13 protein-coding genes are annotated in these 16,396 nt (G+C 57.3%); all 13 read right to left on the bottom strand.

Translation table 11 applies throughout. The features are described from left to right. Position 1: 1 nt before the first annotated feature. The gene (locus OXR61_RS18470; protein ID WP_021506792.1) at positions 2-793 is read right to left on the bottom strand and encodes a protein phosphatase 2C domain-containing protein; all 792 of its coding nucleotides are present in this window, start codon (positions 791-793) and stop codon (positions 2-4) included. After that, positions 790-2,610, bottom strand: coding sequence for a type VI secretion system-associated FHA domain protein TagH (gene tagH, locus OXR61_RS18465; protein ID WP_021506791.1), 1,821 nt, complete (start codon positions 2,608-2,610; stop codon positions 790-792). Before tagH ends, OXR61_RS18470 begins: the two co-directional genes overlap by 4 nt. Before the next feature lie 835 nt (positions 2,611-3,445). Then, positions 3,446-3,859: a hypothetical protein gene (locus tag OXR61_RS18460; RefSeq protein ID WP_021506789.1), complete on the bottom strand. Its 414-nt coding sequence runs from the start codon at positions 3,857-3,859 to the stop codon at positions 3,446-3,448. Beyond that, positions 3,856-4,848, bottom strand: coding sequence for a membrane protein (locus tag OXR61_RS18455; protein ID WP_021506788.1), 993 nt, complete (start codon positions 4,846-4,848; stop codon positions 3,856-3,858). The genes OXR61_RS18460 and OXR61_RS18455 overlap by 4 nt, the downstream gene beginning before the upstream one ends. A 149-nt stretch (positions 4,849-4,997) precedes the next feature. Further along, on the bottom strand, positions 4,998-5,480 hold the full coding sequence (locus OXR61_RS18450; protein WP_021313206.1) for a type VI secretion system tube protein Hcp: 483 nt from the start codon (positions 5,478-5,480) through the stop codon (positions 4,998-5,000). A 313-nt stretch (positions 5,481-5,793) separates the two neighbouring features. Next, on the bottom strand, positions 5,794-7,290 hold the full coding sequence (tssC, locus tag OXR61_RS18445) for a type VI secretion system contractile sheath large subunit (protein ID WP_021506787.1): 1,497 nt from the start codon (positions 7,288-7,290) through the stop codon (positions 5,794-5,796). Positions 7,291-7,292: 2 nt separating this feature from the next. After that, entirely contained in the window at positions 7,293-7,820 is a 528-nt protein-coding gene (gene tssB, locus OXR61_RS18440; RefSeq protein WP_021506786.1) for a type VI secretion system contractile sheath small subunit, read from the bottom strand. 79 nt (positions 7,821-7,899) lie between these two features. Then, positions 7,900-8,916, bottom strand: a complete 1,017-nt coding sequence (gene tssA, locus OXR61_RS18435; protein ID WP_021506785.1) for a type VI secretion system protein TssA — start codon at positions 8,914-8,916, stop codon at positions 7,900-7,902. Between the two features lie 11 nt (positions 8,917-8,927). Further along, positions 8,928-9,641 (bottom strand): type VI secretion system-associated protein TagF, encoded by a 714-nt coding sequence (tagF, locus tag OXR61_RS18430; protein WP_021506784.1) that lies wholly within the window; start codon positions 9,639-9,641, stop codon positions 8,928-8,930. Between the two features lie 14 nt (positions 9,642-9,655). Next, positions 9,656-13,285 carry a type VI secretion system membrane subunit TssM gene (tssM, locus tag OXR61_RS18425; RefSeq protein ID WP_267412515.1) on the bottom strand — a complete coding sequence of 1,210 codons (3,630 nt, stop codon included), beginning with the start codon at positions 13,283-13,285 and terminating at the stop codon, positions 9,656-9,658. Between the two features lie 3 nt (positions 13,286-13,288). After that, positions 13,289-14,530, bottom strand: coding sequence for a DotU family type VI secretion system protein (locus OXR61_RS18420; protein ID WP_021506782.1), 1,242 nt, complete (start codon positions 14,528-14,530; stop codon positions 13,289-13,291). A gap of 19 nt (positions 14,531-14,549) precedes the next feature. Beyond that, positions 14,550-15,890, bottom strand: coding sequence for a type VI secretion system baseplate subunit TssK (gene tssK / locus OXR61_RS18415; protein WP_031279570.1), 1,341 nt, complete (start codon positions 15,888-15,890; stop codon positions 14,550-14,552). A gap of 8 nt (positions 15,891-15,898) precedes the next feature. After that, on the bottom strand, positions 15,899-16,396 hold the full coding sequence (gene tssJ, locus OXR61_RS18410; RefSeq protein ID WP_021506780.1) for a type VI secretion system lipoprotein TssJ: 498 nt from the start codon (positions 16,394-16,396) through the stop codon (positions 15,899-15,901).

The following is a 16,396-nucleotide window of genomic DNA, read 5'->3' as shown; positions in this document are numbered from 1 at the left end:
CTCAATCTCGAAGAGGGAAAAACTGCGCCGCTTCGGACAGCGAGTGCAGTAAGGTGGTGTCCTGCGGTGAGCCAATCCAGACGGCCAGCGCGCTGAAGTTATCCTGCTGACCGTTATCCGGCTGACCGTTGCGGATGATTTGCTGCATCAGCGTCAGCCACTCTTCCGGTGTATTGACCATGTGCAGCGACTGCTGCATCTGCTCCAGCGTCACGCCGTGCCAGAAGCCATCGGTGCACAGTAAAAAGGCGTCGCCGTCTTCTATTTCCACCACATCGCTGTAGCTGGCGTCGCGCTGCTCATCGCCCATGCCGAGGGCAAAATAGAGCAGGTTGCTGTTGATACCTTCGGTCTGGTGGCCGGCATCTTTCATCTGCTGCACCAGGCTATGGTCGGTAGTCACGTGATAGAGGTAGCCGCGGCGAAACAGATACAGCCGGCTGTCGCCCGCGTGCGCCCAGTAGGCCAGCTCGTAGTCACGGTCGACAAACAGGCTGACCAGCGTGGTGCCCATGCGGCTGTGCTCGCTGCTGGCTTTCTGCTGCTGGCGAATCGCGTGATTCGCGTGGTTGACGTAGTTGCGAATCGACTGCGCATCCAGGTGCGCATTACCGTCGAACGCTTCCATCAGGCTGCTGCGCGCGATGCGGGCGGCCACGTCGCCGCCGGGAAATCCTGCTACGCCGTCGCACACCACGAAGCAGGCTGAGCGTTCACCGATGACCTCACCGGTTTGATCCTGATTGCTGGCGCGGTCGCCCTGATTCGACGTGGAAGCAATGGTGATATTCATGCGTCATCCGTGTGGGTTTGTGAATCTTTGTACTGATTAACTTCCAGGTCGTAGGCATGCAGGAAAGCTTCGCCGAACAGGGTATGGAAATCGTCCTCAATCTCGCCCGCCGTCTCGCCGTAGCGCTCAACAAAATGCTCCCACAGCGCGGCTTTGCGGCTGCCAGGCAGGCCGAGGCGCGACAGCGATCCCGCCTGGCGTGCTTCCTCTTCCAGCTGATCCGGATTAAAGGATTGCAGCATCGAAGCGATAATGGCGCGGATCCCGGCGATCATGCCGAGCTGATGCGCCTGCAGATCGATCAGCGCATCACGCACCGCCTGACGCGGCGGCATGAAGCCCGGCATGCGGCTGCCAAACATCTGCATCAGCACGGTTTTGCCGGACGGCAGCAGTTTGAACGGGTTGTTGGCGTCATCGAGGATCACCGTCATATCCGCTTTGACGCCACGCTTAAGAATCGAGCGTGACGACAGCAGCGCAACGGTGCCCTGCGAGAACATGCTGAGCATCTGGCCAAACTGCAGCATCTGCTCGCGGTCGAACTGCGGCGTGGGCTGCAGATCGCGCAATCCCATGCCTTCCAGCAGTGCATCCAGCAGTTGGCCTTTCAGCGCGTCGCCGCTGTTGTGGCTGGCTGTCGCCTGGCTGGCGGGTGCCGCGTTCTGATGGCTGGAAGCCACCGGATCGATACGCAGCCGCCCTTTCGGCGTCGGCGACGGGACACGTTGCACCGCCTGCGGCGTGGGCAGCGTAATGCCGCCGTAATCCATCTGCGGCGCGACCGTCTCTGGCTGCTCCGCCTGCGGTTCGATCAGCGACGACGTGGCCTGGGTTTCGGTGTCATCAAACAGTGGCGAACTGCTGAGATCCGCCAGCCCGACCGGTGCCGTCTCCGGCGAGGGTTCACTGGGCGTTTCCGGCTGGGCGACGGGCTGCGGTTGAACCGTCTGTGCCGGCGCGATCTCCGGCTGCGCCAGCGGAACCGCATTGCCCATCATCAGGCCGAGCGGATCGTCGTGGTTGCGCACGTCGCTGCTGCTCTGGCTGCCAAACAGGCTGAGCGGATCGAGCTCGGTGGCACTCTCGACCTGCGGCTGCGCGGCGGCATTCTGCTGCGCCGACAGCGTGCTGGGGGTGCGATCGTCGAAGATACTTTCCTGCGCAAACAGCGCATCGCCTTCATCGAACAGGCTGGTGTTTTTCGGCTGCTGGCCAATATCCAGCGGCGCATCGTTCACCAGCTGAGCCAGCGGATCCTCCGGGTTGCGATCGAGGCTGGCCGGCGCGGTGAGCGGATTGGCCTCCGGCAGCACCTCGGCCGCTGCTTTGCGCTTCGACAGATCATCGGAGATCGAGAACTCTTTGGCGAGGCTGTCCCAGATCTCGCTGGGGATCGCGGCGGTGCTGGCATCCTTTTCCGCCGGTGGCGCATCAGCCATTACCGGCGCCTGCACCACCGGCTGCGGTGCCTGCGTGGCGGCCTGCGGCTGCTGCGCGCCGCTGAGATCGTTGACCAGCAACTGGTAATCATCGATGCCCAGCACGTCGCCATCCTGTAATTCCACCTGACGCCCGCGCTCCAGCGGGATGTCATTGAGCAGCACGCGCGTCACGTTGCCCCGGTTGGTGAGGCGGCATTCGCCAGCGGCGGTGATGTGCACAATCGCCTGCAGGCGAGAAATGGTGCGATCGTCATCCGGCAGCACCAGATTGTTGTCCACTCCGCGGCCAATGGTGCCGCCGGGCGGCATAAAGTCACAGCGGGTTTGCGGCGGCTGGTGGCCGGGTTTAGTCGTTATTATCGTAAAGCGCATAACGGGTTCCTGCGGTTAGCGGTTCGGCATCTATATTGCGCGGCTCTCGGGGAAAGACGCGGAATATAGGAAGCGGGTAATACGATGCTGTGTGCGATATAAGATGATTGAGGCTGTGCGTTAAAGCGCGATGCGTTGTGTCATATTTGCCATTTAGAATTTTCGTTGGCTTAGAAATGATTGCAATTTTGTAGCGTCACAATGTATTGCGCGATGAATCGCGCCGCTACAATATGTGCGTGGTGCTTTGTCAGTACACCGGTTCAAGACGATTAGCCGGGATGTAGCGACAACTGATTTATTCAATATAAACAATGAAAGCAGACATATATAATTCTGAAAACTTCATTCAGTATACTGAAGAAATCAGTGCATCCGCTTATAAATTAAAATAGTTACGGCACCTAAAAATAATAGCAGCGCACTGATTAAGTTTAGGTTATGCACTATGAGCAACCATTTTATCTTTTCAGATGGGAGATTTTGAACAAAATTATATGTTTCAGCACTAACCCGCTCATTTTTCTTATGATACATGGTCACACCTTTATAAAGCCGTGCGAAATATGAGACCTTGTTATGATGAAATAATGATGGAAAATGATTAGCAACCTGCGTGATAATATCGTTCTGCAGGTTAATACGCTGAAACTCACTCATTATAAAATCAAATTTCCGCTGATTACTCTTGAACAGGATAAATGCCCATACTTGCAAAATGCAACCCGAGCCTATCAAAGCAGCTGATATTGATAGTAATAGGTCCACAGTAGTTTTCCATAATCATGACTGTCCCAGCTTCAGGAGCTATGTCCATCACAGATGCTGCGACTGATTAACTATAATAGTGCCTCCAGATTATAAACCCCACGCCTCCGCCAATCATGAAAAAGGCAGTAACCAGATTTAAAGTATGCAGACGCAGCAACCAGTTTATTTTTTCTTTAGGCAGGGACTGAATGAAATCATAGGTTTCCTTGTTTACCCTTTCATTCCTTTTATGATAGAGCATGACACCTTTATAAAGATAAGCAAAATAAGCTATTTTAAGCGGATGAAAGGATGCGCTAAAGTAAGAGGAAATATTCGTCGTGATGTCTAGCTGAAGATTTCTCTGTCGAAATTCAGACAAAATAACTTCGAATTTCTTGATATTTCTTCTAAAAATCACATAGCCAGAAATTTGTAAAACGATCGATAAAAGAAAAGAAAATACAGATAGAAAAATTAAAGCATCAGGAAAATTCATAAAATTTTATCCATTGTAAATCCTGTCAGCCAACCACCTACCTCGCCAGCAACATATCCACCTACAGCAGCTCCAACCAGTGAACATGTAAGATAACCTATCGGTCCAGTACCTATTCCCAAAGCAACGCAAACAAACTGACCTGAGGCTGCACCAAATGTACCACCATAAACGCTTGCCATTGTACTCGCTGCAAATTTAGCGTATTCGGTTACGGCAACTTTAGCACACTCATTTTTCCGGTCCACCGTACAAGCCTGATAGACCTCATTCGTCGTATTTAAGGCACCAAATCCTACAGCTACCAACCCCCCGGCTTTCATAAACTTAGCTGCTTTCGCTGCACCATCTACGTAGGTTGAGTAGCCACGAATTGCTCCCACTCCAGCGGTTTGCCAGTCGTGCACAATGGATGAACTGGACAAATTCAATGCATGTTTAATTTTATCGTAGGGTCTCAAATTCAGAATCAATCGCGAAACGCGATTGAGCAGCTGTTCGAGTTCGCCAAACAGACGGCGACGCTCAATAAAAAACTGCTCACCAAATAGCGTGCCTGCCGTCAGGTACTGATTGCGATAGGCATTTTCAATTGCAGTAAGTTTATTTGCTATTTCTGAGAAGTATTTCTCGCCTGCATCACCGATCAGACCCGAAGCTTGATCCATATAATTGGTAATAGCAGCGATCGAAGCATAATGCCGGTTGAAAAAGTCAGCCTCATCCACGGATAGATGTGCCAGACTATTGTTGGTTGTCGCTTTTGCCGTTGCCAGGGCACTCATCGCCGCAGGATGATTGTTTCCTTCCGGATCAGCAACGATTAGGATTTGTCCCGGTTTAGCCCATGCGACATCAGCATTTAACTGCAAAAAGTAATTTGCCGCCGGCATGTTGCGCGTACCGTACAGCCACATCGCTTGCTCGGTGAGGCTTCCAGGGCGTTGCACTACACAAAATCCCGGTTCGATGGAAGTTTTACCTGTCATCACAATCTCCTTTTGCAGTTAAATATTTATTTAGTTAAAAGACAATCTTATTAACATCTCTTCTGTAAGTTGTATCCCGCTCAATTATATTTTCAGATAAGTATTCTGAAATATTTATAGCGGCCCCAAAGGGCCGCTTAATAAAGCAATTACGCTTCTTTATTTTCTTTGATGTTCCAGCCAGCGCTGCTTTCAGCGCCTTTACCACCTGAAGAGCTCTGCTCCCAGTATTGCTGCTTCACTTTGGCAGCCTGGAACGCGTAAGTCACGCTCAGGGTATCGCCATTAGCAGCACCGGTATAATCAACTTTTGACACCAGCACATCTTCCAGTGTGATACGTGCGTATTCAATCTGTGTGCCGCCTGCTTTGCATACGGACAGCTCTACTTTGCTGATATGCTTACCGCTGGCGCAATTTTTCAGGATTGCAGTGGTGGATTTGTCAATCAGTGCATTTACGCTCAGGTCAGCAAAATTTACTTTACCTGCACCACCGCCGCCGCCAACAGACATATTACCCGGCTGGTTAGCACCCCAGTTGAAAGAGGTAATATCAGTCCAGCCGGTGTGGTTGGAGTCTTTAGACTCGCCGGTCACACCATCAACTTTTAAAAACATATCAATAGCCATAATTATCTTCTCTTGCTTGATTTACGTTCTGCTTTGATAAAGCATCGTTATGGCAAACAGGAAAGCATGGGGCTGAATAAAACAGTCCATATTTTACCTCTGCCTCGTTTTCTGAATATCGCTACATGGTTTATTCAGAGAGTGTTTTTATTGTCCCACTGGATGGAGCAATAAAAAATAGTGAATCCTTTAGTTCCTCGATATTAATATCGAAACGTGGAGCCGGCTCGCAATAAGCGTTTTGCGTCTGCACGGTAACTGCAAAGCTTTGTGAGAATTCAGGCCGCCATACATGACGGCCTGATACAGTTAATCAATTCTCATTCGATTTGAGTGAAGGCAGTTTCGATACCAGACGCAGTGACACCGTCAGGCCTTCCAGCTGGTAGTGCGGACGGAGGAAGAATTTTGCGGCGTAGTAGCCCGGGTTATCTTCCTGCTCTTCCACGCTCACCTCGGCGGCAGCCAGCGGCTTGCGCGATTTGGTTTCCTGTGACGAGTTCGCCGGGTCACCGTCGACATAGCTCATCACCCAATCGTTCAGCCAGCGCTCCATTTCATCACGCTCGCGGAATGAACCGATCTTGTCGCGCACGATACACTTGAGGTAGTGCGCGAAGCGGCAGCAGGCAAACAGATACGGCAGGCGTGCAGCCAGACGTGCGTTGGCGGTTGCATCGGCATCATGGTATTCCGCAGGCTTTTGCAGCGACTGCGCACCAATAAAGGCAGCAAAGTCGGAGTTTTTGCGGTGCACCAGCGGCATAAAGCCGTTTTTCGCCAGCTCGGCTTCACGACGATCGCTGATGGCAATCTCCGTCGGGCACTTCATGTCTACGCCGCCGTCATCACTCGGGAAGGTGTGGCACGGCAGGTTTTCAACCGCACCGCCAGACTCGACGCCGCGAATCGCAGTGCACCAGCCGTACTCTTTGAACGAACGGTTGATGTTGGCTGCCATGGCGTAGGCGGCGTTGCTCCAGGTGTAGCCGTTGTGATTTGAGCCATCGGTCTGCTCTTCAAAATCAAAGCTATCCACCGGATTGGTGCGAATGCCATACGGCAGGCGCGCCAGGAAGCGCGGCATGACCAGGCCGAGATAACGGGCATCTTCCGATTCACGCAGGCTGCGCCAGGCGGCATATTCGGTGTTCTGGAAGATTTTGGTCAGATCGCGCGGGTTCGCCAGCTCCTGCCATGATTCCATCTGCATGACGGTTGGCGCGGTACCGGTGATGAACGGGCAGTGTGCCGCCGCGCTGATACGCGCCATTTCGCCCAGCAGCTCCACGTCCTGCGGGCTGTGATCGAAATAGTAATCGCCCACCAGGCAACCAAACGGTTCGCCACCGAACTGACCGTACTCCTGCTCATAAATCTTCTTAAACAGCGGACTCTGATCCCAGCCAGCGCCTTTAAAACGCTTCAGGCTGCGTCCCAGCTCCTGCTTGGAGATGCTCATGAAACGGATTTTCAGCATCTCGTCGGTTTCGGTGTTGTTCACCAGGTAGCTCAGACCGCGCCACGCGCTCTCCAGCTGCTGAAACTCTTCATGATGAATAATCTGGTTGATCTGCTGTGACAGCTTGTCGTCAATCTCAGCGATCAGCGCCTGAATGGTGCGATAGGTATCATTCGAGATGGTGACGGTGTTTTCCAGCGCCTGCTGCGCCAGCGTCTTCACAGCACTTTCGACGGCTGCACGCGCCTGATCGCTGGTTGGACGAAATTCTTTGTTCAGCAGGGCGCTGAGTTCATTCTCGCTGTAGTGCGAGGCGCCCTGTTGCTGCTGATGCGAAGACTGGGTCATGATTACTCCTCCTTACCTTCAGCGCTTTCATCCTGCTTCGGCAGATGGGTCAGCGCTTTCAACAGCGTTGGATCCTGCAGAATCTTACCGATCAGCTCTTCCGCACCGTTTTTGCCGTCCATGTAGGTCAGCAGATTCGAAAGCTGGGTACGCGCTTCCAGCAGGTTGCTCAGCGGTTCGACTTTGCGGGCAATCGCATCCGGTGAGAAATCGTCCATACTCTCAAAGGTCAGTTCGACGTTAAGCTTGCCTTCGCCGTTGAGCGTGTTATCCACCTGAAACGCCGCGCGCGGCTTCAGCGCTTTCATGCGCTCATCGAAGTTATCGATATCAATTTCCAGGAATTTACGCTCATCAAGGCTCGCCTGCGGCTCGAGTGGTTTACCGACCAGGTCCGCCATGACGCCCATCACAAACGGCAGCTGAATTTTGCGTTCCGCGCCATAAATTTCCACGTCATATTCAATCTGAACGCGAGGCGCGCGATTGCGGGCAATGAACTTCTGCCCACTGGATTTCGTTGGTGCCATGGTTTTCTCCATTAAGGGTGCGCGGGTAAAGTTTCGCAGGAGGCGCGCAGGTCTCGCTGCGTTGAGTTGTTACGCTCGCTTAGTCGCGGCGTCCAAAGATATTTTCCAGCTGATGCACGCCGTCTGGCGCCAGATCGCGGATGATGTCCATAAAATCGAGTTCAATCAGCCGCTGTACGCGGTCGATCATCAGCGGTGCCGGATGGCTGGGTTCGTGCTGAGCAAAGTAGTGCTTCACCTTCTCCAGCATCAGCTGCGCATCGGCGCGCGAACTGAGCTGCACGCTGCGCCAGTCAGCCGTGCGAACCGCTGCGGCGGGCGCGGCGACGCTCGGTTCTGGCGGCGGCTCTGTTACCACGGCCGGCTGCAGCGTGCTGAGGTCAGTGGCCTGACAGCGTTCGGCGATCATGGCGATCTGCCTGCGCAGCTGCGACAGCTCCGGTACCGCCGCTTCACCCAGCTGTTCGGTCAGGGTTTCGGTAATGGTTTGCAAACGCTCACTTATCTGTAGCACCGCTTCAATACCGGGCTGCTCGCCGCGCGCCAGCTCATCGGTCAGGCGCGGCAGACCGCCAGGATAGTCCGCGACTTCGGTCTTGCTGCCGTCGCACAGCGCTGCGGCATCGCGCAGCGTGATGCCATCCGAGGCGTAGCGCAGCAGCCAGCTCTGGCGTACTGCGCTGCTCAGCGCCGATTTATCGCCCAGCAGCGCCACCGCGTTGATGCGGTAAAACGGATCCTGTTCGCCGTACTCTTCCAGTCGCGGCCACAGCGGCTCCCAGTACAGCAGCAGCGCCTGCTCAATCAGCTTCAGCCCCTGCGCATAGCCCGGCAGCCCTTTCAGCTCGGTCCAGGCGTGAGTAAGCGCTAACATCACTCGCAGGTCTTTGCTGCGGCTGAGCAAGTCAATCGCCAGCTTTTCGACTTTATTCCAGTCCGCAGATTCAGCCGGGATAATGGTCTCGCCAAACTGCTGTTCGGCTTTACCGGTACTGGCCTGCTCCATCGCCTGGTAATCCGCGTGATACTCCAGGTTGTCGCCGCAGGGGTTATCACTGCTGACCGGCGCCAGCAGCGCGTCAATATTTATCGTCATAGCGGTTGGCCTCAGGATTCAAACATCGGAGGATAAAGTCCGTTTCGTCCGGGTTTTGCCCCGCCGGCCGGGTCGAACAGCAGTGAGAACAGCTGTGCGGTGAAATTGCCGCTGTGCACCTGAGTGTAAAGCGGGAAACCGTCGCTCTGGTTTGTCCACCAGAAGCTGGTGTAAAACTGCGGATCGAAGCTGTCACCCGGCAGTTTCCAGTTGAGCGTTGACGGCTCGCCGTCGCCAATCACCTGTAAAATGTCCGATTGTTCGCCGTCAGTTTGCGGCTGCTGGGGCTGCGGAATACTCAGCAGCGCCTGGTCGAGCTGCTCTGGCGTACCGCCGTTTTGCACCACGCGCAGCAGCATATTGCCGACCTGCTGATACCACTCGCCCGAGCGGGCCAGCAGCGCCGGTGACCACTCGGCAGGGGTAAAATGGCGCAGCGCGCACAGCGGATAGTTGCGGCCGACGCTGTCGCGGGCGGCAATCAGGCAGCCCATCTGGATCAGCTGACTGCCGAGCATTGGCGGCACGACAAAATTCCACACCGGCGCTTTGAGAAAGGCGCGCGACGGGGCGTTTTTACTCTCTTCACTGGTTTGCCAGTGATGCAGTCCGACCTGAAACCAGTTCGACCACTGCCGGTACAGCACATCGGGGAAGCGTCGCTTCACAAAGTCACCCGAGCTGGGCAATTTGCCGTACCAGCCGGGTGCTGCGTAATGAGTCATTATCAGGTCCTGTTTCAGGGGCAGCTAAAGCCGGGAAGCTGGAACGGGTTACGAATACTGCCAGGGGTGAACGACAACGTGACCTGATGGCCATCGACGTTAAAACTGGCCTCGCGGGTCAGGCCACCGACCGCGGTTAAGCGAGCGCGATCGAAGAAGCGGTTCAGCGCCCACGGACCGCTGGTCACCAGTGTTGAGGTGGTGCCGTTGGTCAGGCCAAGCTGCATGCGCACCTGACTGGTGCCGCCCGGTCCGGGCCAGCTCACCATCTGCACCGCCTGCGGGCCGTGGCTGTAACGCAGAATCTGGCCATCGACGTCGAGCGTCAGGTTGAGAATGTCGTTATCCATCTTCACCGTACGCAGCGTGACGCGGAACGACGGCGTGGTCGCCCCGTTAGCAAAGAAGGCATCACGAATCGACTGCGCCTGCTGGAACGGACGCAGCAGCGCCTCACCGCCCGGTAGCGTTTTGCCGTCGATACCTGGCGTGAAACGCCACGCCGTATTGGTGGTATCCACTTTGCTGGCCAGATTGTCGCGGAAGAAGCTGTCCATCAGCCCGCTGCCCGGCGCGAACATGCGCGCCAGATCGTCCGGCGTCACTTCGCTGCGCGCATTGCGCACCAGCGGATAACGGCCGGCAATCGCCTGGCGGCAGAAGCTGCCCACTTCCATGGTGATGCGCTTGCGCACGTTATCCATATCGCGGCGCTGTGCATCGCTGCTGGCGCCCACGGCCATGCTGGAAACCATATTCTGCAGCGAACCCGGTAAGCGACCGGCGCTGGCCTGCAGACGACTGATGGCATCGCCGGACGGCGGCGGCATGCCGCTGTTGGCGGCGTCCTGTACCGCCGTCAGATAGCGGTAGAGATCGTCGATCTGATGGAGAAAATCATCCACCGCCAGCACTTTACTGCCCTGCTGCAGCGGCTGTGCCAGCTCCAGCACAGGCGCGAAGTGCACCGCCACCGCCTGCTCCGGTGCCTGCTGGGCTGCGCCCTGGCCCGGCGCCGCGCTGGCTTTGGAGGAACTGAACAGCGCTTCTAAAGTGCGCGTGGCGCTGTTGCCCGTCGCCGGCTGTGCCTGGGCACTTTGCTCATCCGGCTGTGCACGGTTCAGCGTCAGCAGCTTACTGAGGTTAACCACCAGCTGGCGCAGCGGCGAGTGGTTGCCCGACAGCAGACGTGCGGTGTTGATGCGCTGCGACAAATCCGCGCTGCTGTTGAGCTGGATATCGCTGAGGAACTGCTCCCACTGGCGGATGTAATCCTGCACGTAGAGCTGGCGCACCGCGAGGTCGGTCTGCTGACTGTTCTCCGGCGACGCAACGCCGCCCAGCACCCAGACATCATCCTGAAACAGAGCCTGCGTGACCGGTGCGATTTGTTTATCAACGTGCTGCCAGTAACCGTCTGGCGTGAACAGGCCGGCCACGCCATCATTGACTGATTTGCCGCTTTTGCGTGAAAACACCAGCTCACTCTGCGGCCCGCCCAGCGCCGCGAGGGTGACCGGTTGCAGGCTGCCGTCACGCTGCAGCAGGCGCTTCAGACGTCCGTAGACGCGCTGCGACAGCGGCATTTGGTTAATCAGCGCCTGCTCGCGCTTTACCAGCGCATCATCCTTCGCGTACGGCGAGGACTGAATCTGTGTCTCCAGCAGCTGCTGCAGATGCCACGCCAGCTGTTTCACTTCCTGCTGCGTCACGTTTTGCGGCAGTTCGCGGCTAATATTCAGCATCAGCCAGGCATGCAGGAATTTGCCGTCATAATGTTTTGGCTGATACAGCATCTGGTAAGCTTTCAGCGCTTCGTAGCTGTAATCCGCATCGCTGCCGTTGTCGTTGCGCAGCCAGCGGGTGATGTTTTGCGCCACCTGCGGCAGCAGCAGCTGTTTCAGCGCTTTGTCATACAGGGTGCGCGTGGCGTCGCTGACTTCGGTACCGCGATACAGCCCCATACGGCGCGTCAGCGGGGGATCTTCCAGCGAGAAGTCGGCGCTTTTCGGCAGCTGCAGCAGCGTGTTGAGATACGGCACCAGCGCAAACAGATCGCCATTGCCCTGCCGTTCCAGCTGTTGTCCCAGCTGTTCCACCTGCGGCGTTTTACCCGCCATCTCCTGCAAATAGGCTTTGTTTTTACTGTAGCTGGTGAGCCACAGTGCTCCGGCAATCAGTACCAGCACCAGCAGCGCCAGATAGCCGGACCACAATCCGGCGCGATTGCGCAGCTCCCACCAGCGGTTACTGCCCGCCAGGCCCGACTCCTGGAAGATGACATTTTCCAGCACGCCTTTCAGGAAGAAGCTCTGGCCTTTGTTCGGCGGGATCGGTGACTCTTTGTCGACCTGGTCCCAGCTGCCGGACTCGCCGCTGCGCTGTCCCGGCAGATGCAGGGCGCGGCTCAGCTCGCCCATCACGCGGTCAAACGGCAGCCCTTCCTGAGTACCGCTGGCGAAATAGATACCACGCGGCGCGAACTGAGTTTCGAAATCAGAGCGGGCAAACAGCGTATCCAGCGCCTCCGCCAGCAGCGGACGCAGCGCGGCGAACTCCTGCGGAAACAGATAGCTCTCCGCCCGTGCCTGCGCATCGCTTTCCGCCAGCAGCGTATCGGCCAGACCGGCATCCAGACGCTGCTGCAGCAGTGAATACTCCTGCTGAAACTGACTGTTGAGCTCAAACTCTGCGGTCGACGCCTGCGCCCACGGGAAGGTAAAGCCCCAGATTTGCTCGCGCTGGGTTTTATCCAGCGCAGCGAAGTAGCTGCGGAAACCTTTGAGCAGGTCGGTTTTGGTGACCAGCACATAAACCGGGAAGCGAATGCCAAGGCGATCGTGCAGCTCCATCAGCCGCTGACGCAGTGCGATCGCCTGATTGCGCTGCGCTTCCGGCGATTGCGTCAGTAAATCGGAGACGCTGAGCGTAACAATCACGCCATTGACGGGCTGACGGCCGCGATATTTGCGCAGCAGGTCGAGAAAGTGATGCCACTCGCTGGCGTCGCGCTCCTGCTGACTCTCCTGGGTGGTATAGCGGCCAGCGGTATCCAGCAGCACCGCTTCGTTGGTGAACCACCAGTCGCAGTTGCGCGTGCCGCCGATGCCGCGCAGCGCCGCTTTGCCGAACTTGTCCGCCAGCGGGAACTGCAGCCCGGAGTTGACCAGCGCGGTGGTTTTACCGGCACCCGGTGCGCCAATGATCATGTACCACGGCAGCTGGTAGAGGTATTGATGGCTGAAGCGCTGCGCCCAGAAAGGCGCGCCCTTGCTGCTGGCGCGCTGGAAGTGCGCTTTTTTCAGCATGTCGGTGGCTTCGGAGAAACGGCTCGCCAGCACCTGTTCTTCATTGGTCAGGCGTTTGCGGTCCTGCTCCGGCGCATCGCTTTTGCTGGTTTCGAGGCTCGACATCAGTTTGTGGTTGAGCCAGAAGTTATACAGGCGCGGAATCGCCTGGCTCAGCCCCCACACCAGATAGAGCAGCGCAATACTGATAATGCGGTTCTGCTCTGGCTCCAGCGGCCGCGAGTCGACAATGGAAAACACCGGGCCAATCACCCAGATGATAAAGGAGAGCGCGGTAATGCCGACAAAACCCCAGGCGAGGCGGCTGGTCAGCACCGCAAAAAGCATATTCAGCATGGATTAGTTCCCTCTCGCCAGGCCGTTGAGTTCCGCTTGCGTCGCATCCGGCGCGACCAGCAGAGTAATTTCTACGCGACGGTTGCGGGCGCGATTCTCCGCGCTGGTGTTCGGCACCAGCGGATGGCTTTCGCCACGCCCTTCGGCTTTAACCCGCGACGGTTGTGCCAGCTGCTGCTGCAGCAGGGTTTGCACCGACTGCGCGCGCGCCAGCGAGAGTTCATAGTTGGAGGCGAAGCGGGCGCTGCGAATCGGCACGTTGTCGCTGTAGCCAATCACCAGAATCTTCCCGCTGACGTTATTCATCGCGGCGGCAATGCGCTGAATCACCGCATCGTAGCGGCCACGCACCTCGGTGGATGCCGAGGCGAACAGGCCATCGCCCTTGAGCGTGACCACGCTCTGGTCGGCTTCATCGCGCACCGCCACCAGGCCGGCATCAATTTCCGGCTTGAGGAACGCTTTCAGGTTCAGCGTGGCGGGCGGCGGCGGTGCCGGATTGCTGATTTTGACTTCCGGCAGCGCGGTCTGATAGATGCTGGCCAGCACCGGCGAGGTGTAATCGCCGAGACGCCAGTTCAGGACAATGTAGAACAGGCAGGCAGCAAAGCCGGCCACCGCCGCACAGGCCCACAGTGGAATCATCGGCCGCCACAGCTTGCGCAGCACCGGCTGATCGGTGGGATGCGGTGACAGCGCCGCCGGGTAACTGCCGCGCACGCTTTTGATCATCTGCAGCAGACGCTGTTTGATGGTTTCCAGCTGCGAACGCCCGTTATCCAGCACGCGGTAGCGCCCTTCAAAGCCGAGCAACAGGCAGAAATAGATCAGCTCCAGCAGCAGGATGTGCTGACGCGGATTTTGTGACAGCTTGGCCAGCAGCTGAAAGAACTTCTCACCGCCCCAGGTTTCATTGTGAAACGTCACCAGCAGGCCGTTGCTGGTCCACACGCCGCGGCTGCCCCACGGCGTCAGCGCCGCCGCTTCATCCAGCGCGGTGCACAGGCAGTAGCGCGCGCCGACGATCACTTCATAACTCAGCCCCGACTGCTGGCAGCTAAGCTCAAAGCGACGGATCTGATCGATCAGCTGCTGGCGCAGTCGCGCCGGATCGTCGTGCGAGACGGAGTGGCGAATCTGCGGGATCGCGTTAATCAGCGGATTCGCCGCGGCGACCAGCACATTCTGATGGCTGACATCCTGCTGTGTGACGTCACTGTTCGGTTTCTGTTGTTCCTGCATCATGCGGCGTGCTCAGTTTTGATTATTCTGACTGACTACGAATGGCCCAGAACTCCATGTTCAGGCCCGGAAACTCACCGGCCAGATGCAGCGCAAAGGCACCTGAGCGCTCCATCTCCTGCCACAGCTCGCTGTTCTTATCGAGCTCAAAATAGCTGTAGCCGGCATGCCACGGGATTTGCGGCGGCGCGCCCGGCATGGCTTTCAGCGCCAGTCCCGGCAGCTGCAGCTGCACCAGATCGCGGATTTTGGTGACGGGCGCGACTTTCATCTGCGCCGGGAAGTGGGTTTTCAGCGCCTCGGCTGGCACGCTGGCTTTGACCGCCAGCACAAAGCCAAACTCGCGCACCATGCTGCTTTCCGGCACCGTGGCCACGTTGAGGCCGTGCGAGCGCTGCGTCAGCGGCAGCTGGATGGCGCTCTCTTCCATCACCTGCGACAGTCCCTGGCGCAGCAGCAGCGTTAAGCGGGCAAAGCAGCTGTACAGATCGTCATGGTCATACAGCGGCAGCGCGTCCGGGGTGCGCGCCGGCATCCAGCTGCTCAATTCAGCGGCCAGCTGCAGCCAGTGACTGTAGAGCGTTTCTGGGTGCAGCAGCGGCAGATGCTGTAAGTGCGCGTGCAGGCCAAGCTGACGGTTGAGTAAGGTCAGCAGCATAAAATCGACCATGTCAGCACTGTTAAAACGGCCGGTACCCGGCGCGCGCTGGCTCAGCTGCTGGCTGCGCTGCTGAATCAGGCCGTGCAGGTCATTGAGCATGCTTTGCAGCGGCCGGCTGGCGTTGAGCGTCAGCATCGGCGGAATGTAATCGGTGTCGAGGCGTACGTGGTTATCGCTGCGTTTTTCAATCACCTGCGCCACGCCCATCGCCGTCCACTCCGCGGTGAGATCCTGTTCCAGCATCAGGCGCAGGCGCAATTTGCCGAACTGAACGGTGGCAGCGCCGACCGCCTGAGCGTTGTCATCTTCGACTTCGGCTTCCCACGCCAGATAGCGCGCCAGTGAATCCTGTGTCTCCTGAAACGCCACCGCTTCGCGCCCGTTGCGTCGGGCCGGGATCGCCAGCACCACTTTGCTGCGATCGACATTCGCCGGCAGATCCAGCGGGGCCGGACCGTGCTGTGGCTGGCTGAAAGAGAAGAAGGTGCCGTCAGGCAGACATCCGCTGGCGGCACTCAGCGCCAGTTTTCCCTGGCGCAGCAGCGCTTCATCAAATTCGAGATCAAAAAAACCCCAGGTGTAGGCGCGCTGCGACTGCCCCCACTCGCGCAGGGTGCTGTGTAGAAAATTTTCCGACTGCTGGAAATGGTGAGGGCGCAGGAACATCCCCTCGGTCCAGACAACCTTTTCGGCTCGGTTCATAGGCATCCTTACTGCTTAACCACGCGCAGGCCGTTGATATCCGCCACGACGCGGGCATTCAACTCACCATCGTTATTTTTCCAGAACTGCCAGAATGCGCTGTCGTCGCCATCCGGGAAGGGCAGCGCGAGGCGCCAGACTTTACCGTCCAGCGCCTGATATTCGGCCATGATGCCGATGAAGCGCGCTTCCGGCAGGCTTTTCGCGCTGAGGGTTTTACTCAGCTGACCTGACATCAGGAAGAACTGCTGATTGTTGAGCAGCGTGCTGCCCAACGCGGTGGCGGGCTGGTTCTGCAGGGAGTAGAAATCAGCGGACATGAATTCCGCATCGGAGGTCAGCAACATCACCCGGACTTTGAGCGGCGCACCCGCGTTGATCTGCGGATGCGCCTGAAAGTCGAGATTGTAGCGTGCAACCGGCGCCGGACTGTTGCTGCTGCAGGCGGCCAGCAGGCAAGCCAGCAGCAGTAATCCGGCGCGGCGGAGAGAAATCATCGTCATCAT

Origin of the sequence: Pantoea sp. GM_Pan_4, assembly GCF_026541005.1 — a bacterium.
Classification (GTDB): domain Bacteria; phylum Pseudomonadota; class Gammaproteobacteria; order Enterobacterales; family Enterobacteriaceae; genus Pantoea; species Pantoea dispersa.
The sequence above is the reverse complement of the archived record's forward strand: the minus strand, read 5'-3'. Positions and strand labels throughout refer to the sequence as shown.